The organism is Bacillus sp. AL-1R, assembly GCF_052180195.1.
GTDB lineage: Bacteria > Bacillota > Bacilli > Bacillales > Bacillaceae_G > Gottfriedia.
The window spans coordinates 262,745-287,592 of the sequence record NZ_CP197469.1 but is presented as its reverse complement, the minus strand read 5'-3'; the positions used below and the strand labels follow the sequence as shown (position 1 = coordinate 287,592).

Sequence of the window (24,848 nt, the reverse complement as noted above, 5' to 3'; positions counted from 1 at the left end):
GCCCTTCTTCTCATTTATTTACGTAAATCGTATTTTAAAGATATATTATCGATATAACCAGCATCTTTGCTTGCGCTACCAGATTTATCTTTTGAATACGTAAGTTTTAACACGTGTTTACCTGGTTGAATCGTAAGTTTTTTATTTGTCCAATTGTTACCTGTACCTGATTCGCTAACTAGTACATTGCCATCTAATGAAATCGTTAAGATATCTTTATTTAGTTGCGAAAGAACTAAATAATCAAAAGATAAGGATGCGTTATATGCGTTATCCGGTACATCTATTGTCACTTCAGCAGTTGAAGAACTGTTATTAGAAATATTATTGCTAATTAAATAATAGTCAGTTTTTCCATCTACTTTTGAATTAATTCTTTCCCAATCACCAGCAATTGAAAATGGTGAACTTGTACTTTCAAAGTCCGCTAGATAACTATTTTGTGGAGTATATAATCCGTTAGCTAAAGAATTTAAATCATTAATAGTATCATTTTTTATATTTGTTGCCTTAGTAGCTAATGCTTTCGATTTTTTGAATTCTAGATCACTTGTTGCATCATTGATAATTTGTGTTATTTTGTTAATTTGATCTTGTAAATAAGTTTTTACTTGTTGATCAGCTGTTTGTTTTTGTAAATCAATTAATTGCCCTAAAGTTACTTTAGCAGCATTAATTGCCTCTTCTAAATCATTAAGCGCTTTAGCTTGCTCAGCATTAATTTTTTGTTGCCCATTTGATACTTCTGAACTAAAGTCAGGTTTTAATCCGTTAACTTCCCCTTCAACCCCAGCAGTAGTTTGAGCATTTAATTGTGCTACTAGCTGTGAAAATTGGTCGGTAGTATTTTGATTAATTCCAGGTAAAGCACTGTTGATTGCGTTAATATGCTCATCTGATTGATTGTTAATTTTATTAACACCAGCTTGTTCTAACTCGCCTTGTTTACTATTAACGCCATTTTCTGTATCAGAAGCATATGCATTTAATTTATTTTTTAATGCCCCAATCATATCTGAAGTTTTTGAGCCTAATGTGCTACTAACAGATGACTTCGCATCATTTAATAATTGAGCTGCATAATTTGTAAATAACTCCCCAGCATTTGTAGATGCAAATGCTAAACTAGAAGTTGTTAGGATTCCAGCAGCCAGTATTCCAACTGCAATTTTCTTTTTCATTGACTTTTTTTCCATTATCTTTCGTGCCTCCATTAGACAGATTACACTTTAAGTGGTTTCGCAATTTTATGAATAGGTAATATTGAAACAAGAACATAACCCTTAATATCATTAATAGGTATAAATCCAAAATCTTTACTTCGGCTATCAAAGCTTATTCCCGGCTCTCGATTATCACCAACAACAAATACTTTGTTTTTAGGAACCGTTATTTTTTCCATATCTTCAGAAGTCCCATTTGTGGAGATTTCTGGAACCGGTTGATTATTCACATAAATAATTCCATCCTTTATAAAAACCGTGTCCCCAGGCACTCCAATTATTCGTTTTACAACATCAAATCCCTCAGCTCTTAATTTCATAATCGCAACATCTCCAAGTTCAGGATCGTGCGTAAAACGAGCTAATTTATTCACAAAGACTATATCCCTATCGTTTAAAGTAGGATACATTGAATATCCACTAACTTTAGTAAGTCCAACTGTGTTTAGTAAAACAACTAAAAGAACACTTAAAATTAAAAAGAATCTCATCCATTCAAAGAATGACTGACTAAAAGTTTTTACGTTTTGTTCTTCAATTTTAGAAGCATTCATTACTGTTGACCTTCCTCGTTAGACTGTTCTTGGCTGTTTTTATTTTGTGAATCACCATTTTCCGAGTTAGATGTTTCATTGGATTTATTTCCGTTATTTGAGTTCACCTTAGGAACTTGCTGTTTAATTTCCTCTTTTACTTGTTCCTGAGCGTTTTGTATAATTTCATCAATTCTTGCTTTTGCTTCTTGTACATCCTTTTCGTTCTTATTATCAATTTGTTTAATCAATTGATCTCCATACTTCTGAAGCTCTCTTTGTGATTCTAAGCTTTTTTGTGTTGCATATTTTTGTATTTCATCAGCAGATTCTTTCGCCTTCTTTTGCACTTCTTGAATTAAACGTGCTTTTTGCTTAGTAGATTCTGCTTCCGTCATTCCAATAATATAATCACTTGCTTGCTTAGTTTGTAGGCTTGTCCATGCAGTCATTGCTGCCGGTAAATTTGTATCTGCAAATGAAAACGTCGTTGCGATGAGCAAACTACCACTTAACGTAACAGATCCAATTAAAAGCTTTTTAATTTTTTTGGAGACCCATGTTTGTTTTTCCGTTTTTTCAATACGATTCTGCATAATTTACCCCCTAATGACTACATGAAAAAAACAAACTTTTATATCTTATTTATTAATCGCATCCACTAAATCTTGCATATCTTTAATAGCATCATTAGTAGTTTTTGATTGTGTATCTTCTAGCGTTTTAAATGCTGCTTCTTTTTGCGTATCAATTTCAGATTTTAATGAAGCTTCAATACGATCAATTTCAGAAGATAAGTGTTCTAAAACAGCTTTTTCAGAATCAGATGCTTGAGTGTTAATTAATGTAGTTATTTCAGCTTTAGCATCTTGAATTTTTTGTGTTAAAGTGTTCACAGCCGTTGTACGAGAAGAATTTAAATTAGATTGAAGTTTTGAATCCGCACTTTTAGCAACCGCTGAAAGCTGTGCATTAAAGCTATTATTTAATGTATCTGCTAATGCATTTAAATCAGAAGTTGTTTTACCATTTGTTGTTGAAACATAGTTAGCAAAATCAGCAGGAATGCTCATGTTTAAAGCTGCCATAGCTTCAGAAATTGCAGCAATATGCTCATTTAAAGCCGCACTAATTTGTTGATTTGCCAACTTTGTTTGAGCGTCTCCTACTGCTTCAATCGTGTTTGCAGCATCAACTTTGTAATTATTTACATCAGTTTTCATATCTGCAACTGAAGAATTATATTTTGAATCATATGATGAAGAAAGCTCTGTTTTTGCATCAGAAGTTTTAGAATTAGCCCAATTCGTTAATAACTCACCCGCATTAGTACTTGCAAATGCAATTCCTCCAGAAATAACTAAACCAGCAGATACGATCCCAATTACAACTTTACTCTTAACCTTTTTCATTTCTTTCTCTCTCCCTAAATTGTATATATAGTTTGTATTTTGTTCTTCCATGAGAACGTATACATTTTAACTATACAAAAGGCTAAATAATCTAACAATTGAGTTAAAACCTTATGAAAAGTGTTATTTAGACATAAAACGACGTAAATATTGTTTTATTAAATCTATTTTTGACTAATATTGTCTCTATTTGTTATTTTCTGTTGTCAAAACAGAACTTTGCTAACTATAACTCTATTAGGTAGTACTTTTTACATATAAAATACGAAATCGAATAAATATAAATACTGTTCATTCTCTATTTTTTTTCTTGTTTAAATGGAAAAACTAGGATTAAGTACTAGGTCTTTAGTAGCCTACAAGTTTGCGGTTGAATCAGTATGTAGAAACTTGTAGAAACCACAGAGGAATAATCTTTCAAGTTCAAATCTTATTCATTAGTTAAAACAAAACAAAAAAACACCGATTTGTAATATAGTTGAACCATATTACAAATCGGTGTTTTTAATAATTCACGCTTATTGTGTTAATCCCAACTGATCACGTAGCTCATTTGAGAGTGCTAAACGATTTTCTTCTGGTACTAAATAATAGTAGATACCCTTGATCATTTTTCCACTACCTTCTAATTGCTGTTGCTCAACATTGACAGTAGCACTACGGTAACTTTTCTGAATATCGAACATTTCATCTAACGTTAAATTAGTTTCCAGATTTTTACTTATCGAATTCAATATATCCTTATAACTAACTAAACTTTTAATTTTTGTTCCTTTATTAATGACTTCCTGAATAATTTGACGTTGCCTAGCTTCTCGTCCAAAATCACCTTGTGGATCCTCGTAACGCATTCTCGAGAAACTTAACGCCTTTTCTCCATTTAAAGACAATAATCCCTTTTCAAAGTGAAAACCGTCATTTGTAAAATCTAGCGTATTCATGATCTCTACTCCGCCAATTGCATCCACAATATCCTTAAATCCCTCCATATTGACCTCTAAATAATAATCAATCGGTATGTTTAAAAATTTCTCCACAGTATTTACACTCATCTGTATACCACCGAATGCAAATGCATGATTAATCTTATCAGTACGATTTTTCCCAACTATTTCAGTACGAGTATCGCGCGGAATACTAATAATTTTCGTCGTATGTTTTGTAGGATTTACTGTTATGACCATTAGTGAATCAGAGCGTCCCTTATCACCAGGTCGTTTGTCTACTCCTAGGAGTAATACTGAGAATGGATCTTTTTCCTTCATATTTAATGGTGTATTTCTTTTTCTTGTCTTCTCTATAGACTGGTATATTGTACTTGTCGTGTTTTCAACTTGGTGGTAGATATAGAATCCAGTTGCTCCGACAATTACCACTAAACCTAGTACTGCTAAACCAATGCGTAACATTACTTTTTTCCAGCTCATTAGAATTACTCCTTTTATGTAAATTGGTTTACATTATTAAGCTAGCTTTATGTACTCTTGTAAATGAGGATTAATTGCTGCTATTTTTTTTACTGCTTTTTAATGTCAATACATTAATTTCTGGTGGATTAAATAATCGGAATTTTAGCCCTGGAATTGCTTCACTACTTCCTAAACCTGTACTAACATATTGTTTCGTATGTTTGTATTCCCATAGTCCTCTTACCCGATTTTGTGGTGGAAACAGACCATTTCTTTTATACCATGCTTCTGGTACAAACAGAGCTCCAATTAAAGGGAATCGAATTTGGCCACCATGATAATGTCCGGCAATAATTAAATCATACTTCCTGTCTTTAAACTTTAAATTTTGATTATTTAATAGTGTATCAATACGCGCATCGACAACAGGAAAATGATTAAGCGCTATTAAGATGTCATTGTTTTTTAAATGATCAATACTAGAAATCTCTCCTAGCAATTTTTCACGATGATTAGCATACTGTACTGTTCCCATATAATCTGGTGAAAAAATTCCATTAGTGGGTTTATAATCTAGAGCTGGATTTAGAATCGACATCTCAAAATCGACAAAGTTTATAGAGGAATTGTTTTTTTTCACAGAATAAACAGACTCTAAAAATTTGACGCCTCGTTTTTCAATTTCTTTTATAAACTTACTTTTTACCAAGTCACCTTTTGAATTAACATAATATGCCTCAGGATCTTCATTACCGGGTACATAAATAGCGTTCTCTTTATTTCGAATCCCAGCTAATAGATCATAAAAAGGCTTATAGTTTTTAATTTCTTTATTAAAAACCATGTCTCCTGTGAAAACAATTGAATCGTAATCAATTGAATTAATAGATTTAATCAAGCGATTTTGATTTTTACCAAACTCTTTATTGTGCAAATCTGTAATTTGGAGAATTTTATATCCTTCAAGTTCTTTAGGTAGGTGATTAATAATAATATCCTGTTTTACAATTTTGATATGGCTATTATGCCAATATGTATGGGTAACTAATAGAATAATGGTTACTAACATAACGATTAAAAATGTATGTTTTGCCTTTTTCAAACCCATCCTCTCCATATAATAAAATAAGAAAAACACTACATATTAAATGAGTGTTTATCATAGACTAGCTTCCCATTGATTCCGTAGTAGATTACTAAAGATGCTTTTCTTTTCTGAAGCTAGTTGATTAAATTCACCTTTTTGAATTACTTTACCTTGCTCTAGAACAACAACTTGATCAGCATTTCGTATTGTTGATAATCGATGAGCAATGACGATAATCGTCATTTTTCCTTTTAAGCGTTCTATTGCTTCTTGTATCCTTGCCTCACTTTCAGTATCAAGCGAACTTGTAGCTTCATCAAGTACTAGGATTGATGGATTTCTAAGAATAGCTCGAGCTAACACTAATCTCTGTCTTTCTCCCCCTGAAAGTCTAATGCCGCGATCACCAATCAATGTATCTAATTTATTTGGGAGTCTATTTATAAATTCAGCAGCTGAGGCAAATTCCAAAGCCTCCCACATTTGTTCTTCACTTGCATTTGGATTGACTAACAATAAGTTATCTCTAATAGTAGTATTAAATAAATATGGATCTTGAGGCACATAACTAATAGCATTTCTAAGTGATGGTAAATGCTCTTTTATTAACGGAATTCCATCTATTAATACTTCACCTTTTTCAGGTTGATTTAGGCCCATTAAAATATCAACTAAAGTACTTTTTCCGGCACCCGATCTCCCTACAAAAGCTGTCATCTGATTTGTAGGTATAATTAAACTAATATCTTGAAGTGCTTGTAACTTTTCATTTGAATTATATCGAAAATATACATTACGGCATTCAATTTCTTTCTTTAAAGAAATTGCTTTAACAATTTGTTCTGATTTCGATTCAAATTCTTTCGCAACGTCACATTCATTTTGAAAAGCTTTTACAGCTTTAAATGAAGGCAGATTTGTTGCTATTTGTTCCATTGAAGCCTGAATACCCGCAACCCTAGGCCATAACCTCGAAAAGATGACTGTAATTAACATAAGTTGTCCCGCTTGAGCTTTAAATAGTTTTACTCCAATAAAAATAAAAGTTGCAATTAAAATAGCAGAAGCAACTTTATAATATAATTGTGAAGTTGACTTTAATTTAGTATATTCCACTTGTTCATTCTGCATATCTTGCGTAATTTTTCCAAACCATTCGAGTCTTGATTGTTCGAGACTATTACTTTTAATATCTTTTATTCCATTCACCTGATCATTAATACCTGCGAAGTAGTTTTTGGCTAATTCAAAATTTCTGTTCCCTAATGTTAATGATCTTTTGAGAAAATTCCGATTAAAGAAAATAAGAATTAACCCAAATAATATAACAAAGAGTGTAATATTTGGTGATAGCCAAAATGCAAGAATAACTTGTATAGTTGTCAAAATTAATGATGACATAAATTGCAAAAATGAATTTGTTCCATTACTAGCGCGCACAACTTCTGCAAGAACAATATTTATTAGATCTGACTTCCTATTTTTGATAAAAAAATTCCAATTTGAGTGTAGTAGCTTAGTGTAAGTCTCAATTCTCAAATGCCTCAAAAAACGCTCCTGAATTAACACATTACGAATTGATATTTTCCGTTGAATAAGGTTCTGACTAATAATAAGTAAAACATATATCAATAAAATATTTACTAAGTTTAGTGGGAATGGGATATATTTTAGAAATTTTAATAATCCTGAATATCCCCCGTTTAAACTATTTAGATTTACCAATCCACTCATATTAATGATTGGGATTAACAAAAGCATACCTAATCCTTCTAACAACCCAATGAATGACATAGCCAAAAGGTTAAAATATAAGATTTTCCCAGTAAATGAATAAATTTGTTTCAAAAAATAAAATATATCTTTCATTTATTAAATCCTCCTATGGATACAAGTTTCCTTGTTTTTCTCCATACCCATAAGAAAGGACGTAAAGGAAAATATAATAGATGTAAATATTTTGGTAGTGGTAATAATTCCGCATCTTCAGGATATGGATATAAAAAGCTTAGGGTAAATAGTACCTTTTGTTCGAATGACATTAATGAAAATAAATGACGTTCGTGATACTTAGATACATCCTCTGGCACTGGATCTGTATGTAAATTAATCATATTTTCTAAATAATAAATAGTATCTTGAGCTAAATTCCTAACTAAGTTACTACTAATATATTGTTCATTTTCTTTAATAACAGGAGTATTTAATAAATGAGAGGATAATAAAATTGCTTGTCCTCCGATATGAAAGCATTGATATCTTTTTAATAAAATACTTATATGTTCCCAATTAATCGGTTTAGTCATTATTTGATGAATATCCAATAACCATCTAAGGCGAGACCAACCATGACGTGCACCATGTGAAATTAAAAATAAAAACAGATCTTCACTTCCTAAAATATAAATAGGAAACTTCGTAATTGAACTCTTCCTTTTTCTTTTCCACAAATCATTAAAACTCGGTTCCTTTCTAGGTCCAGGGTTCAGTCTCCAATGTACTTCTAATTTAATTCTCTTTTTTGGATGAAAGTATGTTATATGATGATGCCTCCACTTCCAGTCATTCAGTACCGTTTTGATATACTCATCTTTTTCGAAACCTTCTTCTATTAAAACTTGTTCTGCTCGATCTAAATCCTTTATTGGAATTAGAATGTCTAAGTCACTTGACGTTCTTAAAGAGATATCTCCATACAGTTCTGTAGCAAGTACCGGTCCTTTTAGAAAAAGTACTCGAATATCATTTACAGAAAAAAGTCTACTTACCTTTTCCATCTCTGCGCTTAAGTGAAGCATTTGGAATGTATTTTTTTGAAATTGGTGTTTAAGTGTTTGAATAACATAGGTTGGAACAATAGATTCATTCATGACCTTTAACTTTGGATAAATAACTGAGTACACACGATGATGTTGTGCCAAATCAAGAAATTTATTCCAATCAATATTTTTTATAAGCCTATCATTATTTAATAATAAGCTATTACAATCATCTATCTTTAAAAATTCAAGCAGTAAGATCAATTCTTTAGGGATACGAGATAAGTCCAAGTTGAAATTTTTACTCATTGTTTTCTCCATTTGTATATTCCTCATTTAATACTTTCGCGAATTTTCCAACCACTGTAAATTTCTCCATACCTTCTGAGCCTGTAACATAGAAGGGGCCACTTCTTAGCCAAGCATGGGCAATCAGTTTTCCATCTTCATCTTTTGCAGTTCCTAAATAGAGAGTACTACTTATTTCACGCCTTTCTAGCATCTTCATACCTGCTATTGCCTTTACGAGACATTTGCTTTCCCAAAACGTATATTTGCTCATTATATTTAATGCACTAGATATACTTCTTATAATTTGTTTATTTTCTTCCTGATAATTGACTGATGTTTCAGCCATTCGGCTACCTAATGATGGAGCAACTTTTGCGAATTGCTTACCTTTCAAAAATCTTCCCCATCCTAACCAAACATAGGCTTCAACGAATAAAAGCTTATTTTTTAGATCCATAGATAAAAATAATCTTAATCTATTAATAATCGCCATGAGTTACTTCCTACCTTTAATAAAGAAGTTAAATATCAACAATTAGAATCATCTAAAATACTAATCAATTTTTCAGATAGTAAATGGTCTAAAAAAGAAACTATTTGTTCCTCACATTCCCTTTCTTCTATCTCGTACTCTGAAATAAGAGCTTTAACTAACCCAGAGATCGTAATTGGTTCCTCAAGAAAACTCCATACTACCCCACCTATTTCACCCAAGTTATAATATTTTCCATTTTGTACGTTCAACATTACCTTTTCTCCATCCATATCACTAACAATATTACCTTCATTTTGTACGATCTGACTCTTTAATGAAATTTTACTTGTTTTAATCATTGATTCTCCTCCTTAATGATTTGATCTAACGTTAGCGAAACAAGTTCATGCGCTGTAAATTTTGAAATTGGACGCTTTAATTGATAAACACTTATTTCATTTAGGATATTTGTGGAGTGTATAAAGTGCCAATTTGTTAATCCTAATCTTTGGATAAATGTATGCCTGAATGTATGAAAAAATAATGTACGCAAACTTTGGAGCTTTTCTAGCGGAACTAATTCTATTTGTTCATTTTCTGTTTTAACTAGCTCAAAAACACCCCCAAGAGGTAGTGGACTTGAATAAAAATGAGAAGGTACTGGCACTGCATACTTAGTTTCTCTTTCAAACAAAGGCTGGTAATTATTCGATTCTATCCCAAATTCATTGAGACTCTCTTGCCATAGTTTTTGTTGCGGATATGATGGTAAAACATAAGGCATATTGTCTTCTTTAAGTGATACTGCAATCACATCATCACTAAGAAGTTTGTAACCTTTACTTAAAAATGATGAAGCAAGTGTTGATTTTCCAGCACCTGAATCACCTACAAAGGCATATGCTTTTCCATTGATGGCAATTGCACTTCCATGTAGTGGTAACACTTTCCTCTGCAATAAAATTGCACCAATACATGTACCAAGAATATAAAGTCGTATTTTAGCTTCTTCGGCTTCAACAAAAGGGGAAATATAAATTTTCTCTCCATCCTGGATCAAAAAAATGGCCGTATCAGGAACTTCAAACATTACAAATTGTTCTTTAACAATAAATTTATTTCGAGGAGCACCTACCTCATTCCATTTTAAAGATAAATCTACAATTTCGACTGTAATATCTCCTTTTTCTTCTTTTTGATTTGACGGAGTAAGCTCCGGTAGAGGTATCTCAGATCTTATTTTCATTCCAAATGCTCGGTAAAGGATTTTATTTTTAATGTTTATCACATTCATCACTCCACACAATATGTAAAAATAAAATGATTTAATAAACCCTCATATGTATTAACATATAAGGGCAATTGAAAAATATTATTAACTATAATTTCATAATTTAACTATATTTTACTGGATCATCTGGATCTGGCTGCACTGCATCAGGAATTTTATGACCTGGACCAGCCATTGTCATATTAATATCAAGAACTTCTAATTCTGGTTTTTTCCACTCTTTTTTCATCTATTTCACCCCCTTTCAAATGACATTTTTAATAAATCGGTAAACAATTAGACTACGCATTAAAAATCTAAAGTCTAAATCAAATACAAATTCTGGACGAGGATTACCTTCAATTTTTTCAATTGATTTCTTAAGAACCTCTATATTAAAAATATCGGAAGCAATAGAATCCTTACAAAGTTGTCTAAGTTCATCTATAAATTGCTGCCAGAAAGATGCCATCCGGTGCACCCCATCTGCCCCTTGAACTCCTCTAACACGTTGGTTCAACCTAACTTTATCGGGAAGTAAAGTTTTAGTTGACCTTCTAATTAACGATCGATCCAGACCATTTTGAACATATTGTTCTTCAGGAACAGCTAAGCAAAATTTTATTACACGTAAATCATTTGTTGGATCACGGTCCCATAAAGAATGACGTAAGGACAATTTTGTTCCATAAGTACCATTAATACTCCAGTAGTACAATTTATCAAATTGTTCCTTTCTCATGTCATATGCATTTAAGGTAGAATATCCCTTCATATCAATTCCATGCTCTTGTAGTGTTTCAAGAACACCGTTTTCTTTTGCAAATTGCGGATTAATTATGATAGGAAAATAATCTTCATTAGTAGTTAAACGATTCAAAGCTGGAAATGCTTTTTTCCTAACTACAGAGAAAACTCTTGATTTTTTTACTCCCAAGTTTTTGCTATATAAATGGAGTTCTTTGAAAAACTGAATCCAGTTCAACTTTTTTAGTAGCATAGCTTGGTAATCCAAAACTGGCCCCCAAGATACGGTCCAATTCCCTCGTTGTCCGTTTAAAAGAACACCTACTCCGTTTTGCTGAGCCTTCTCATAGATCCCTCTTAACCAAAATGTGTTTTCGAAAAACTTGTATGGCATTTCTAAAACATCGAGCCAATCATCAACTTCAGTTAAAGGGTTTCGTTCTGCAAAGTCCAAATAATGGTCATTTATATTTCCTATATGTTGTACAGTCGACTGAATATAAGGTCTTTCATCCGCAATCCTATTTTTATATGTCCAGTCTATAAATCCATCTACTGGAACATAACTATATGTATAAAGTTGTTTTTGTTCTTTTTGTAAATCTCTTGCTGCAAAACCTACAACGGAACCTGAATCAAGTCCTCCACTTAGATGAGCACCAACCTGTCTGTGAGTTCGCAAACGCGCCTTTACTGCATTATGATACACTTCTCTAAATGCTTCTTCATACTCATGATCTGACTTTAGTTTTAATTTTTCACTACTTTCAAATTTACAATATCGAGTAAGAGTTTCTTTTCCATCCTTAATTCTGATTGTGTGAGATGGGGGTATCTGTCTTATTAAATTATAGACAGTCGAAGAAGTGTTAACAGATTCAAAGTTACCAGGAATCGCAATGAATTCAGCTAACCACTGCTCATTTAATTTTTTTTCAATATACGGCAAAGTAAATAAAGGATTCATAATCGTACAAAAAGCAAATTGTCGTTGATTGTTATAATAGTAAAGTGTTCTACTACCAGAAAAATCTCTTGCTCCAAACAGTAAACGTTTACGTTCATCCCAAATTATAAAAGCAAAGTCTCCTATTAAATATTTGGGTGAGTCCTCTCCCCACTTTTCGTACGCCAATAATATCAACTGACTGTCAGGCAACGTCTTTCTATAATTTTCATTTATATTTAATCTTTCAAATAATTCCTCTCGATTATCAATAATTGCATCGGATGTAATCGTTAATCCTCTATTATAATCATAATAGGGTAATTGCTCACCAATGGACTCAGGTGTGATCCACTGAGAGTGACAGCCAAAGAGAACATTTTCTTTATGCCATACTTGAACATCATTTGCAGGATATTTTTCTAGAGCCTTCAATAATCCATTACCATGTTCAATAGAGACAGGCTCGTTAGTAAAATGAATAATACCAGTTATTGCACTCATGTTCTCCCCCAGTTTTCAATACAATGATTTTACAGCTATTAAAGATCCGAATCATCTCGGCGTATTGATATATATACCAAATTATTCTTAATAACGAACTTATATAAATAATTTTAGAAACCTTGAGTTTACTATTGTATCTCTACAATTGTTCTGTATAAAGAACGTACTTAAATTTTACCTTGAACATTTTATCATGTCAATTGATAGAGCGTTATAAAATACATAATATTTCGACAATTCAAGACTAATTATTTGTTTTTAATCCCATATAAAAGGAATTCCCTAATTCAAAATTACCAAATCCAATTCTAATTATATTCACCTAAGATTGATAATAGGCCAATAACTTTAAATCTAAAAATGCTCAAAAAATCAAGATTTATTTTTAAATATCTTTAGCAAATTTAAATTTCAACTGACAATATTAATATCTGAAAATTGTTATTATTATATTTACTTACCATCGCTCGTTCTTTATAATGAACATTGTAATACCATTTTTTTATGATTGGAGTGCTTTTATGAATAGCACAAAGACTGAGGCTAAAGTTTACCAGAGACCTAGTATCTTGGATCACCAACAGGTAAGATTTGAAACAGCTCAAAGCTGGAATCCTGGCAAAGGTAATCAAGATCATCCAGGTCATGGAAACGGTGGAATTAACTTCCCTCCAGGTAATCCGAACACTACTCCAGGCGGAGCAGGAACTCCTGGTCACGGGAATGGTCATGGCCACGGGAAGCCTTAAACAAGGTTAGGAGAGTCATTTTTATTTGGCTCTCTTAATTAAGCTACTAGTTAATTTACTACAAGGAGACTATCAATGGATACAATTCATGCACTTATAGGCGAACACTTAATTCAAATAACTAGTAATAATATAGAATTTGCTACTTCAATTTTTAATGAGAATGATTATTTACTCTCACTTCATGACCAAAAACCCCATATAAGAATTCATATTAAAAAAGGTTACGGAGTACCGTTTGTGGATTACAATATAAAAATTACAAAAGAACAAAAAAAAATTTACTTTCAAAGAGCTGATTATTTAATTGAAACAGATGAGGAATATAAGGTAGCTACTATTTATGTTCATAATAAATTAGCACTAAAGCATGCATTAACAAATCTATATAGTTCTTATATTGTTTACCATAACTGGGGGTTACTGATCCATTCTTCTTGTGCAATTGAAAATGAAAGAGCACATATTTTTGCAGGACAATCCGGAGCAGGTAAGTCAACGGCAGCAAAGTTATCTCATCCAAGAATGCTACTTTCGGATGAAGCTACCCTTGTTAAAATTACACAAAATGAAATAACTGTATATGACTCTCCGTTCCGAAGTGAAATTAAATCAACGGGATTAATAAAAAGCAGTTCTTTGGCAAGTGTACAATTATTACACCAATCCCTCGAAAATAATAGAGTCCAAATAAATAAAGCAGATGGTTTCTTACAATTAATGGATAAAATTTTTTACTGGGCACATGATCCATCTGAAACAAAAAAGATTGTAAAGCTTCTTGAAACATTAATAATCAAAGTTCCAATTTATAATCTTTATTTTCAAAAAAACAATACATTCTGGGAGTTGATTTCTTAATGGATAAATATATTCGAAACGAACAATACGATGTAACGACTAACTTTGATAATGAATGGATTATTTTAAATACTGACAAATTCACTGTTACGAAAATTAATGAAATTGGTGGATTTTGCTGGTCATTATTAAAGCAACCACAAAGTATAGATACACTTGTACAAGCTATAAAACAAGAATACGAGGAAGTAAACGAATCAGTAGAAGAAGATATTCACCATTTTCTATCTGAATTATTAACATTAAATTTAATCAATTATGCAAGCTAATCAAGAAATTGTAGCTCTCATTAAAAGTACCATGAGTAAAAAAGGTTGGATCGATTTGCCGGCATTAGGTAAGAGTATGTTCCCCTATATTCAAGAAGGAGATATATGTAGGTTTATTGAAAAAAAGCCTACCCTTTTAAAAACAGGAGAAATTGTATTATTTTATAATACAAATGGCCAGCTAGTTGCTCACAGATTACATAAAACATTTATTAATCATGATAAAAAGTCTTTTCTTTTTAAAGGAGATTCAAACCTTGGATTTGACGAAATAGTAAGTGAAAGTCAGATCATTGGAAAACTAGAATATATACATGACCGAGGAATAAAGAATAGAAACAATTTTTCTAAATTGTATGGGTATCTAGTCCTTCGTTTTCCTATTCTATCTCGTTTATTTAGAATCTATTTAGACAAAATCAAGATCTCTTAATGATTTGTCTACTTATGGAGTGTTTTTATGAACTTTCAACCCTTAAAGAAACGTTTAGACTTAAACAAGTATTTTTCAGTTGAAGATATTAGAAGAAGTTTCAAATTACTAAGTCCATATATTTTAAACCACAGAAGGGCCTATATGGGTCTTCTTTTCTTATTAGTAATTGATATCTGTTTAATGCTAGCATATGCTTGGTTTTTTGGGAAAATCACAGACGCTGCAGTACAAGGTGAGCTAAACAAACTGAAATGGCTTATTCCAACTGGTTTTGGACTTATTATTTTGAGCCTCATTTCAACCTATTACAATATTTATTTGGAAACAATCTCAACAAGTGGCGTAAAACGAGATTTTAAAGCTATGCTGTTTAAGCATGTTTTACGACTTCCTACAAAAAATATTTCCAATCTTCGTACTGGGGATTTAATCTCTCATTTTACAAATGATGTATACAGTATCGATGGTGTAATCGGTAGTAGCTTAATTAATTTAATTAGATTACCTTTCGTTTATATTGCTGTTTTTATTTTTTTATTTAATATCAATTGGAAATTATGTCTAATAAGCATTGTATTTGCACCTATTGCTATTTTTATTAGTGCTCTTTTTGGAATATTGTTACGAAATAATAGTCGAATGATACACGATTTAATAGGTAGTACTAATAATTTATTAAGTGAAACATTTCATGGATTCACCATGATCCGCTCCTTTACTCTAGAAAAACTCATGTATAAAAAATATGTCAAACAAAATGAAGAACTGTTCGCACTAGAACTTAAAAATACAAAACTACGTGGATGGTTTATTTCTGGCAGTCGGGCAGCCAGCGCTATAACATTTTTAATTAGCTTATGTTTAGGAGCTTATTTTGTCTCTCAAAAAATGTTAACAGTTGGTTCGTTATTATCTTATATCAATCTAGTTGATCACTTAGTATACCCACTAACTGGTTTAGCAGGGCAATGGGCGAGCTTTCAAAGAGCTGCTACAGCATTAGAGAGGATTTCGAAAATAATAGATTCACCTTCAGAATCGGCAAAGTTAGCATCCTATTCAGTACCTAAACACAACATTCATTCGATTGAATTTCAAAATGTTACTTTTGGATACAACGAGGATATTAAGGTGCTTAAAGATTTCAACTTACAAATTCCTGTTGGAAAAGTAACTGCTTTAGTAGGTTCAAGTGGAGCAGGAAAAACAACGATATTTAATCTTCTGCAAGGGCTTTATCAGCCACAGTTTGGAACTGTTGCAATTAATGACATATCAATTGAGAATCATACCCTCTCAGAGATAAGAAGTCTTATGGCTCATGTCCCACAAGAAACCTTCTTATTCGGAGGTACAATACGAGAAAATTTACTATTAGCACGTCCAAATATTACTGAAAAAGAAATGATCGATGCTGCAACTATAAGTAAAATTCACGAATATATCATCTCCCTCCCTGATGGATACGACACCGAAATCGGTGAAAGAGGAATAAAATTATCTGGAGGACAAAAACAGCGACTAGCAATTGCACGTGCTATTTTAAAAAATGCTCCTATCCTATTGCTCGACGAGGCAACTTCTGCCCTTGATAACGAAACAGAAAGAGAAGTAAAAGAATCACTCGACTTTTTAAAACTCAACCGTACAACTCTCGTCATTGCACATAGGCTCTCAACAATTGAAAACGCTGATATGATTGTTGTCATTGAAAACGGAAAAATAGTTCAAATTGGTAAACATCATGAACTTATTTCAGTAGAGGGACAATACCGCAAACTGCACGGTACAAAAATTAAACAAAAGCCTAGTGAAAAAAACACATTAAAAATGAAAGCTCAAGTTTAAATCAACATTTTGTATTTCACTATTGAAACGAGGGAATTACCTTGATAATAAAATTGTTAAAGTCAATATATAGCCAGACACCAACGCTACCTATTGAATCAATATCTTATGAACAACTACTAGAAGACATTGAATTTTTTTCAATTTCTGGACAAATCTATTATCTATTGAAAAAACATAATTTACTTGAACAAACACCACTTTTTTTCCAAGAAAGCCTTAAAAAGAACTACACAAAAGTGTTATATCAAAATATTTTTATTAAAAACGAATGGGAAAAAATTGCATCTTTATTTGATAAAAGTGGGATCATAACAATTCCTTTAAAAGGTGTAACATTTGCGGAAAAATACTTTGAAAATATAGGAGCCAGACCTACATCTGATATAGATATATTAATTAAGCCAAATCATATTAACCAGGCTATTGAACTAATAAAGTCACTTGGATTTATTATTAATCAAGATCCTATTACATCTCATTTTCACTGTAGTTTTAGTAAAATTTTGCCGAATTCTCCGATCCCATTAACAGTAGAAATACATTGGAATATTATGAGGGAGGATACTTCGAGTATAGATATAGAAGACTTTTGGAATAATGCACAACCATTGCAAAACTATAATTATATATATGAGCTATCAGAATATCATACATTTTATATGATTTGTTTACATGGTTGGAGACATAATTTAGATTCTTTAAAATATTTTCTTGATATTATGCAACTGATCTATATATTAGGCGAAAAGGTAGATTATGAGAAATTGTTTCAAGATGCTGCTTCACATGAGACACTGAAGAGAATGCTTCGTACACTGTCTATTGTTTATGGTTTGTTTCCTGAATTACATTATTTAAAACCATTTAATTGCTGCATATCTACCACAAATTGGGATTACCACAACATAAGACATCCTAATGGTAAGTGTATAAAGAAATATATCGATTTTATAGAATATCAATTTTTTAGCTATGATAGATTAAAATACTCTTTCGTAGAATTTAGGAATTTTTTAATTCTAAAATAATGTAAAAGCTAAAGAAATAAAGAATATTTTTCTTTAAGTCTCTTAGCTTTTTTTATTTGACTATTTTTACTGTATTTTGTTGGTACACAATGACTTTAAATGCATACCATATTATTATATCTTTCTCCCTAAAAACAAAAAAGGCAATACTTTCAGTTTCTTAAAAGTTGGACAAACTTACTACAAATTAAAGAAACAGACTGTGTTCCAATATTAGATTTTTATCATTTCTACAAAATAGGAGGATAATAGATGTCTCAAATCAATAGAAAATATAACTTTCAAGATGAGACTAAAACTCTTGCAAATCAAATAGACGTAGAATTTAACCAATTAATAGAATCTTTTAATGCACATGATTTATTGATATCAAATCATATTAATAGAATTGCAGATCCTAATTCTAGCGATGACACTAAAGACAAACATATTTCTAATTTAGATTTAAAAATAATTAATGATAAATTAGGTAGTATGGACAATAGATACTATACAAAACCCTTCATTGATGAACTAATAGGAAAATTAAGCACTTTAAATACAAATGATAAATCAAATATTGTTAATGCAATTAATGAAATTAACACATCAATAAATAATGCAATTTATGTATTAGAATTAAATAAATGGCAAGTTAAAAATGATGGTACAGACCCTATAAATACAACTAAGGGAATCAATGATGCAATGGAATGGGCAGTTCAAAATGGATACATGGAAATGTTATTACCAAAAGGGATATATTTAATTGATGAAAATAGTACAATTGAACCGCAAAGTTATTTTACTCTTAACCTAAACGGTTCTTCATTAAGAATAAATCCTAATAATCTAACAAATTATTCTGTCATAAGCTATCAAAGAAACCAGATTTTTTCAAGAATAACAAATGGAAAAATTATTGGAGACAGGGACTTACATGACTACTCATCAGGAGGAACTCACGAAGGTGGTTATGGGATCCAAGTTGGTAACTTTACGCCTCCAACAAACGGAGGATGTAACAGTAGATATATTATATTGGATAATCTTGATATATCAGATTTCACAGGTGATTCAATTACTTTGAATAGTACGTTTGGTCAAATTTCGCCCTTTCCGACTACATTATCTAGTTCATGGGAATATGGCGACATAAATCCAATGACTGGTGAACCTATTGTATCCACTAATAAAATTAGATCAAAATTAAATTTCGATATGACTCAACCGGATATAGTAAAAAATGGATATTTTGGATTATATGGTAATGGATACGGGTCCTTAGGATCTGATATAACATGTGATTATTACAATGTAATGTTTTATAAATCTGACAATTCCTTTATTTCCTCAAAAACACTTGTTCAGTTTTTTGACGAAGTTGAAGTTCCTCAAAGTTCCTCTTATGCAAAAATAGTACTACACCAATCAACTATCCCTGCAAGCTCAAACTGTTTAATAAATGTGCGTTCAACAACATTTCCGAAAAATGTTTTTATACAGAAATGTAATTTACATCATAATAGAAGACAAGGAGTTAGTATTTGTGGAGCTAAAAATGTTTTTATCGAAGAAAATGAGATTCACCATATAGGGGGCAATACAAGTTATAAAGGGACAGATCCACAAGCTGGAATAGATATTGAAGATGGTTATGATTTAAATCAATTTATTCATATTAATAGGAATCTATTTCATGATAATGAAAAATATAATGTTATTGTAGTAAATGGAAAATGCATCTATATTTCAAATAATACATTATTGAAAATAAATAACGATGCATATGTAAGTTTGAGTATTAATGCCGGAGTTGACAAATGTATTATAACCGGAAATACAATTAGGCATAGTAAAGTTGTATTAAGTGGAGAATGCCAAGTTATAAATAATCATATCTACGGAACACAAATAACTGCTAGCCCTGTTTACTTAAACAGGTGTATAAATATTTCAAACTGTACAATTCAGAACTGCAAATTTGTAATTGATTCGATGTTTCCATATTCAGTTAATTTTGATAATTGTCGATTTATCAATGATAACGATAAACTAAACTCATTATCAGGCGTTATAAATTGGACTATTGAGTATAAAAATCAACCTCAAAAGTTTAGTAATTGTATTTTTGAGGGAAAGGACACTTCGTACTTTGGGTATATACCAAATAATTCCACAAAACAATACTGGTTATTTGAAAATTGCTTATTTAAAGGTATTCCCTTACCTACATTAGGAAGACTAGTTAATTGTATTGGTGATGGAGCGATTCTTGGATCCAGTTATTCATCGGCCACTGGTTTAACTTCAGATGTTTTAGAATTATACGGTTGTAAATTTTTAAGTAATGACTCAAATAATATAATGTTAGTCATTAATAATTTAAAGTCGTTTAGAATGGAAAATTGTTATATTGAAAAGACATCCGGTTGGGTGTTAAAAATTCAAAACGTAAGTAAAGATGTCATATTAAAAAACAATACTATAAAGATAACAAATGACACTTTAACAAGATCGATTGTGACTTTAGATTCTTCTTTTTCAGGGAATCAAATTATTTTCTCGAGTAATTTTATCTATGCTACAAATAACCCACAAATTGCTATTGATAATCAAACTATCAATAAACCTGAAATTATTATTTCAGATAACGTATTGAAAAAAACTACTTTAAAAATAAATGGGACAGAATTATTAACTAATAATGTTATAGATAACATCATTGATCCCTATTATAAAATGTCAACCGAACCAGGCAACCTTTACTTTGCAAAAGGACAAATTTTGTATAATACAACCCCCACTTCTGGTGGATATATTGGTTGGGTATGTATTACTGGTGGAGTAGCTAATAAGAGTAATTGGTTACCGTCTACTAATTATCCATTAAATACACTAGTTAATGCTAATTCAAAAGTTTATAAATGTATTGTAGCAGGTAAAAGTGGTACAATCGCACCTTTGCATACATCTGGCACCGCATCAGACGGTACTATTACTTGGCAATTTATAGATGAATTAGCTATGTTTAAACAATTCGGAGAGATAATTTAAAAGAGGACATAAAATAATAGTTAATTCATTAGAAAAAACACCTTTTATTATAGTAAAGTAAATCATTTCTATATTTAAGGTGTTTTATTCAAATTTTCTAGACAGCGTTTTCCTTAATAAATGTTTTACTAATAACAGGTCGGATAGAGTTCCATATATATTTACATTCATCAGATTTTCTAAAAGCAAAAAAGAATATAATATTTGGGGCAGTAATACATAAGACTCCGCGTAAAATAATATTTATATATATATTTAATTGAATTAGGCTACTTATAAAGTCTATTATTATTGCTGTTATTATTACTAATAAAAAATATAATATATACTTTATAAAATACTCTTTTACACTTCTTTTGAAAACATATTTGTATATTACCCAGGGATCATACCAAAAATATGTACACAATCTACTAACTATGTTCCCAAGTAAGACACCTACTATTCCTATCATTTGAACGAAAAGAACTGAAACTCCAATATTTATAATTGCTGCGAATATTGGCCTATACTTACCTTTTTTAAATAATCCTGTGGTATCTCTAAAAGTTGTAGAAGCATTTTGCATACCCGTGGTAAAAAAGTTTAATAAAATAACTAAAAGAATGTACTTATCAAATAAATATTGTTGTCCTAGCCAAAGTCTAATAAATGGATTAACTAGACTCCAAAGGCATATTACACATACCCCATATATCCAAAAGTTTGTAAAATATAATACCTTAAAAATAAAGTATTTTTTTTCTTCATTCTCTTTTACATTTAAATTTCCTATACTAGCTGTAAGAGAGTAAAATAAATGACTTAAAAAAGTATTAATTGTATTAATGATAAGCATGTAGTTAGAATAAATCCCCACTGAAACTATTCCTATAAACATAGACATTATTATATTCCCACTACCATTTATTACCACACCACTTATACGATACAATAATAGAGCATATAGATTTTCAAAGAAAAGCTTTTTATCTTTTTTAGATAACTCTTGATTATTTTTTTCTTTAATATATGGATATAGAATATTGGCTTTTCTTGCTATATATATATTTTCAGTTATTCTAAAAATAATTTGAGCTAAAAGTACTATTATAAAATTTTTTGTTACTAACAATAATAAAATCTGAACTATATTTGAAATAATCGTAAATACACTATGGACTTTAGAAATAATATGGTTCCTTTGATCAGCAATTAAAATAGACTGCTTATAAATAAAATAATAGGAGGAAACCGAGTTAATTAAAAATAAAATATAAATAATATTTATGTTATTTATATTTGTATTCCCGTTCATCAAGTTCGGAAGAAATGGCAGCAGAGACACTCCTATCATTAAAACTACCATTCCTATAAGCCTATAAGCTTTTTTATATAAGTTCATTAAGGCTTGTACTTTTTTTGTATCTTTTTCTGCTAAAGGCTTATATAAGCTATATACCATTGCTGTGTCAAAACCTAAGTTAGCAAGGGATAACATAATTAATATACTAGAAAAAAGCCCATCTATACCTAAGTATTCAACCCCCAAAGTGTAGATAAAAACCGTTCGAACAAAAAAACCCATACCAGTACTAATTATCTGACCCGATAAGCCAAAAAACATATTTTTTAGCGAATTTTGGATTCTCATATTAATTACCTTCTATTCTAACTATTCGACGCAGTTAACGTTTTATACTTTTTAACAATTCTTCTTTTAATTATAGGAAAAAATTTCGTAATCCTATACTTAAGCAGCGATTTTTTACGCTCAACTCTAAAGTCATAATCTAAAAACCACTTTAGTAAGTCTTTGTATAATACTTGTTCTTTGTTAGATTTCATTTTTTCTTGGATAATCTCCCAGTATATTTTAATAAAAGTATCATTAAAAAATTTAACTTCCTCATTTAAAGCAGTTTTAAGATAATTTGAAATATTATTTGGAATCCTAAAACCAAATTGAGTAGGGTTTTCTCCTTCAGCAATTATACCCATAATTGTCCTTAGGCATTTTTCACATTTACAACAATTTTCTTCGTTTTTAAAACAGACTCTTACATTCACATTCTCTTTTGTGGAAGAATAGTAGTTTACTAAAACCTTCACCTTATCTTGTCTATTAAGTTCATATCCATCATGAAATACCCTCCCAGAGGCAAATCTTATTTTATTATCTACTGTTGGATCAGATGCACATGTAACTTTTAGCAAAGGTGAGTTTGAACTCGCAATATAAATGCTGCCAACTTTTAATTTAAAAGCCATTGGAATAGCTGCAGATATTATTGCTAAACCATGATGTAAGCCATGCCACCAAGAGTCTCCTAATTTTTTACTAAAATCGAGGTCTATTTTCTCGGCTATAATGAAGGTCCCATAGTTTGATTGAATCAATATATTATTTAATCCATATTTTTGGGCAAATTCAATTGCATTCTCCTTATCTGCTTCCCAAACATCACTTTTCCTTATCTCATCTTCGTGCCATCCATACTCGGTAATTAGTATTGGGCGTTTATCTTTTATTCTAATAAATGTGGTAAGTGCATCAAGTCCTCCACTAAATAACGAAGCTACTTGTTGTTCTGGTGTATATGTGTTTTCAATTAATGTGTTGGCAATAATTTTCCCCTTAAACTCTATACCCGGGAACATTTTCTGATATGCGACCTTAATATCATAAAGACACTCGTAAAAACTTTTATCTAATTCATCTATTACCAACGTTGAATCACTAATCCAGACAAGGGGAACAACATTAGCTATAAAAGGAATAACCAAAATACTATTTGGAATCCCAGATAAATTAATATTATAGTCAAGAAATAAATGATTTGTGTTCTTAAAATATTTTTGGAGTTCTACGCTGACATTAAAAAAATAGTCTACCTTGTTATTTTTTACAATAATATTATTAAGCTCAATTTTACTCATATTAACCCCTCTTATTCATTAATTTATCTATTAACGAATTGCATATGTCCGTTCAATAACTTATTCTTATTTGATTTAAATTGGCTTAACCAGTCATTGACTTTATTAAAATCCACATTGACTTCTGTGGAAAATTCAGAATTTATCATGCTCTCGAGGCCTTCTAAATTATTGCGATCGATGGAGTTAATTTTATAAGTTTCGCTCATACCACGAGCTCTTTCATCAATAGCTATTATGATTGATCGCTTTTTATGTCTCATAGCAAAAATACCTCCATGTAATCTTGTCCCAACATAATCAATATCTGTATTTAAAATTCTATCGAATTCATCTAAGATAGGGGGTAGAACATGAATTTTTTCTATATTATTAAAGTTCCTAAAATATTTTAAATCTTGGTCTCCTTGGACCCAGAAGTGTACATTTTTATAGTTTTTGACTAATATATCTATTAAGAATTGATCTTCTTTGAGTGGTCCATTTGGATCATACGTTAATGTAAATACAACTGACTCAGATTTTTGCTTAGGGATTTCACTACAAAACTCTGGTGTTAGCGACCATAAAGTAGCGCAACCGGTATTAATTGCTTTTAAGCCAATTTCCTCTAACATCTTCTTTGTTCTTTCATCTCTAACGCTATGAATAAACTCATGTGATAAAACTTTTTTATATAACAATCTTGTATACCTATTAATTTTATCTCCTTTTCCAGCACCAACACCTACGAGAACACTTCCGGCTAGTGGACCATAGTTGAATAGATTAATATTCCATTGAGGAAAGTGAGTAAACATATTTGTTGTTAATAAGTTTGAACCACCAACAAATTTAAATTTCGCTTTACTAAAATCCTGTACTCTAAATGAATTTCTAGCAACTTGATACCAATGAAAAGGTGAAACATGAGTAGGGAGTGTATAAACATAATGTTCTTTAATTATTTCGAATAAATGATGCCTCACACATTTCATAATAATATCGTCACCCTTATTTGCTGAACCAACTGATGTATCCAGCAATAATACACTTTCCAT

At 30.9% G+C, this 24,848-nt stretch carries 23 protein-coding genes; 7 read left to right on the top strand and 16 right to left on the bottom strand.

The features are described from left to right. Positions 1 to 14: 14 nt before the first annotated feature. The 13 genes from ACSBO6_RS01290 to ACSBO6_RS01230 all read right to left on the bottom strand — a co-directional run bounded on the left by ACSBO6_RS01290 (position 15) and on the right by ACSBO6_RS01230 (position 12,656). The gene (locus ACSBO6_RS01290; RefSeq protein ID WP_498844043.1) at positions 15 to 1,196 is read right to left on the bottom strand and encodes a hypothetical protein; all 1,182 of its coding nucleotides are present in this window, start codon (positions 1,194 to 1,196) and stop codon (positions 15 to 17) included. 26 nt (positions 1,197 to 1,222) lie between these two features. Beyond that, positions 1,223 to 1,777, bottom strand: a complete 555-nt coding sequence (lepB, locus tag ACSBO6_RS01285; RefSeq protein WP_498844042.1) for a signal peptidase I — start codon at positions 1,775 to 1,777, stop codon at positions 1,223 to 1,225. Next, positions 1,777 to 2,352: a hypothetical protein gene (locus tag ACSBO6_RS01280; RefSeq protein ID WP_498844041.1), complete on the bottom strand. Its 576-nt coding sequence runs from the start codon at positions 2,350 to 2,352 to the stop codon at positions 1,777 to 1,779. Before ACSBO6_RS01280 ends, lepB begins: the two co-directional genes overlap by 1 nt. 45 nt (positions 2,353 to 2,397) lie before the next feature. Further along, a complete protein-coding gene (locus tag ACSBO6_RS01275) occupies positions 2,398 to 3,168 on the bottom strand; it encodes a hypothetical protein (protein ID WP_498844040.1) in 771 nt (256 codons plus the stop codon). A gap of 518 nt (positions 3,169 to 3,686) precedes the next feature. Continuing rightward, entirely contained in the window at positions 3,687 to 4,595 is a 909-nt protein-coding gene (locus ACSBO6_RS01270; RefSeq protein ID WP_098846536.1) for an LCP family glycopolymer transferase, read from the bottom strand. 70 nt (positions 4,596 to 4,665) lie between these two features. After that, positions 4,666 to 5,679 carry a metallophosphoesterase gene (locus tag ACSBO6_RS01265; RefSeq protein WP_498844039.1) on the bottom strand — a complete coding sequence of 338 codons (1,014 nt, stop codon included), beginning with the start codon at positions 5,677 to 5,679 and terminating at the stop codon, positions 4,666 to 4,668. A gap of 57 nt (positions 5,680 to 5,736) precedes the next feature. After that, a complete protein-coding gene (locus ACSBO6_RS01260; protein WP_098846534.1) occupies positions 5,737 to 7,533 on the bottom strand; it encodes an ABC transporter ATP-binding protein in 1,797 nt (598 codons plus the stop codon). After that, a complete protein-coding gene (locus ACSBO6_RS01255; RefSeq protein WP_098846545.1) occupies positions 7,530 to 8,732 on the bottom strand; it encodes a nucleotidyltransferase domain-containing protein in 1,203 nt (400 codons plus the stop codon). The genes ACSBO6_RS01260 and ACSBO6_RS01255 overlap by 4 nt, the downstream gene beginning before the upstream one ends. After that, a complete protein-coding gene (locus ACSBO6_RS01250) occupies positions 8,725 to 9,207 on the bottom strand; it encodes a lasso peptide biosynthesis B2 protein (RefSeq protein ID WP_098846533.1) in 483 nt (160 codons plus the stop codon). The genes ACSBO6_RS01255 and ACSBO6_RS01250 overlap by 8 nt, the downstream gene beginning before the upstream one ends. 35 nt (positions 9,208 to 9,242) lie before the next feature. Beyond that, positions 9,243 to 9,548 (bottom strand): lasso peptide biosynthesis PqqD family chaperone, encoded by a 306-nt coding sequence (locus ACSBO6_RS01245; protein WP_498844038.1) that lies wholly within the window; start codon positions 9,546 to 9,548, stop codon positions 9,243 to 9,245. Continuing rightward, complete coding sequence (locus ACSBO6_RS01240; protein ID WP_498844037.1) at positions 9,545 to 10,477, bottom strand: aldolase; 933 nt, start codon at positions 10,475 to 10,477, stop codon at positions 9,545 to 9,547. The genes ACSBO6_RS01245 and ACSBO6_RS01240 overlap by 4 nt, the downstream gene beginning before the upstream one ends. A gap of 106 nt (positions 10,478 to 10,583) precedes the next feature. Further along, the gene (locus tag ACSBO6_RS01235) at positions 10,584 to 10,709 is read right to left on the bottom strand and encodes a paeninodin family lasso peptide (RefSeq protein ID WP_142339227.1); all 126 of its coding nucleotides are present in this window, start codon (positions 10,707 to 10,709) and stop codon (positions 10,584 to 10,586) included. 15 nt (positions 10,710 to 10,724) lie between these two features. Next, positions 10,725 to 12,656, bottom strand: coding sequence for an asparagine synthase-related protein (locus ACSBO6_RS01230; protein ID WP_498844036.1), 1,932 nt, complete (start codon positions 12,654 to 12,656; stop codon positions 10,725 to 10,727). A 524-nt stretch (positions 12,657 to 13,180) separates the two neighbouring features. On the opposite strand from ACSBO6_RS01230, the gene ACSBO6_RS01225 reads away from it, so the two are divergent. From ACSBO6_RS01225 to ACSBO6_RS01195, 7 genes are all read left to right on the top strand, one after another. Then, on the top strand, positions 13,181 to 13,408 hold the full coding sequence (locus ACSBO6_RS01225) for a hypothetical protein (protein ID WP_098846529.1): 228 nt from the start codon (positions 13,181 to 13,183) through the stop codon (positions 13,406 to 13,408). Positions 13,409 to 13,483: 75 nt separating this feature from the next. Then, on the top strand, positions 13,484 to 14,269 hold the full coding sequence (locus ACSBO6_RS01220) for a hypothetical protein (protein WP_098846528.1): 786 nt from the start codon (positions 13,484 to 13,486) through the stop codon (positions 14,267 to 14,269). After that, positions 14,269 to 14,538 carry a PqqD family protein gene (locus ACSBO6_RS01215; protein ID WP_098846527.1) on the top strand — a complete coding sequence of 90 codons (270 nt, stop codon included), beginning with the start codon at positions 14,269 to 14,271 and terminating at the stop codon, positions 14,536 to 14,538. The genes ACSBO6_RS01220 and ACSBO6_RS01215 overlap by 1 nt, the downstream gene beginning before the upstream one ends. Next, positions 14,528 to 14,971 carry a S24/S26 family peptidase gene (locus ACSBO6_RS01210; protein ID WP_498844035.1) on the top strand — a complete coding sequence of 148 codons (444 nt, stop codon included), beginning with the start codon at positions 14,528 to 14,530 and terminating at the stop codon, positions 14,969 to 14,971. Before ACSBO6_RS01215 ends, ACSBO6_RS01210 begins: the two co-directional genes overlap by 11 nt. Positions 14,972 to 14,998: 27 nt before the next feature. Continuing rightward, positions 14,999 to 16,822, top strand: a complete 1,824-nt coding sequence (locus tag ACSBO6_RS01205; protein WP_498844034.1) for an ABC transporter ATP-binding protein — start codon at positions 14,999 to 15,001, stop codon at positions 16,820 to 16,822. Positions 16,823 to 16,863: 41 nt separating this feature from the next. Then, entirely contained in the window at positions 16,864 to 17,853 is a 990-nt protein-coding gene (locus tag ACSBO6_RS01200; RefSeq protein ID WP_498844033.1) for a nucleotidyltransferase domain-containing protein, read from the top strand. Positions 17,854 to 18,105: 252 nt separating this feature from the next. Further along, positions 18,106 to 20,889: a right-handed parallel beta-helix repeat-containing protein gene (locus tag ACSBO6_RS01195; RefSeq protein WP_498844032.1), complete on the top strand. Its 2,784-nt coding sequence runs from the start codon at positions 18,106 to 18,108 to the stop codon at positions 20,887 to 20,889. A gap of 97 nt (positions 20,890 to 20,986) precedes the next feature. On the opposite strand, the gene ACSBO6_RS01190 is transcribed toward ACSBO6_RS01195, so the two are convergent. From ACSBO6_RS01190 to ACSBO6_RS01180, 3 genes are read right to left on the bottom strand one after another with little or no spacing between them, the layout of a single operon-like run. Further along, positions 20,987 to 22,522, bottom strand: coding sequence for a lipopolysaccharide biosynthesis protein (locus ACSBO6_RS01190; RefSeq protein ID WP_498844031.1), 1,536 nt, complete (start codon positions 22,520 to 22,522; stop codon positions 20,987 to 20,989). A gap of 17 nt (positions 22,523 to 22,539) precedes the next feature. After that, on the bottom strand, positions 22,540 to 23,808 hold the full coding sequence (locus ACSBO6_RS01185; protein WP_498844030.1) for a peptidase: 1,269 nt from the start codon (positions 23,806 to 23,808) through the stop codon (positions 22,540 to 22,542). 23 nt (positions 23,809 to 23,831) lie between these two features. Further along, positions 23,832 to 24,848 (bottom strand): polysaccharide pyruvyl transferase family protein, encoded by a 1,017-nt coding sequence (locus ACSBO6_RS01180; protein ID WP_498844029.1) that lies wholly within the window; start codon positions 24,846 to 24,848, stop codon positions 23,832 to 23,834.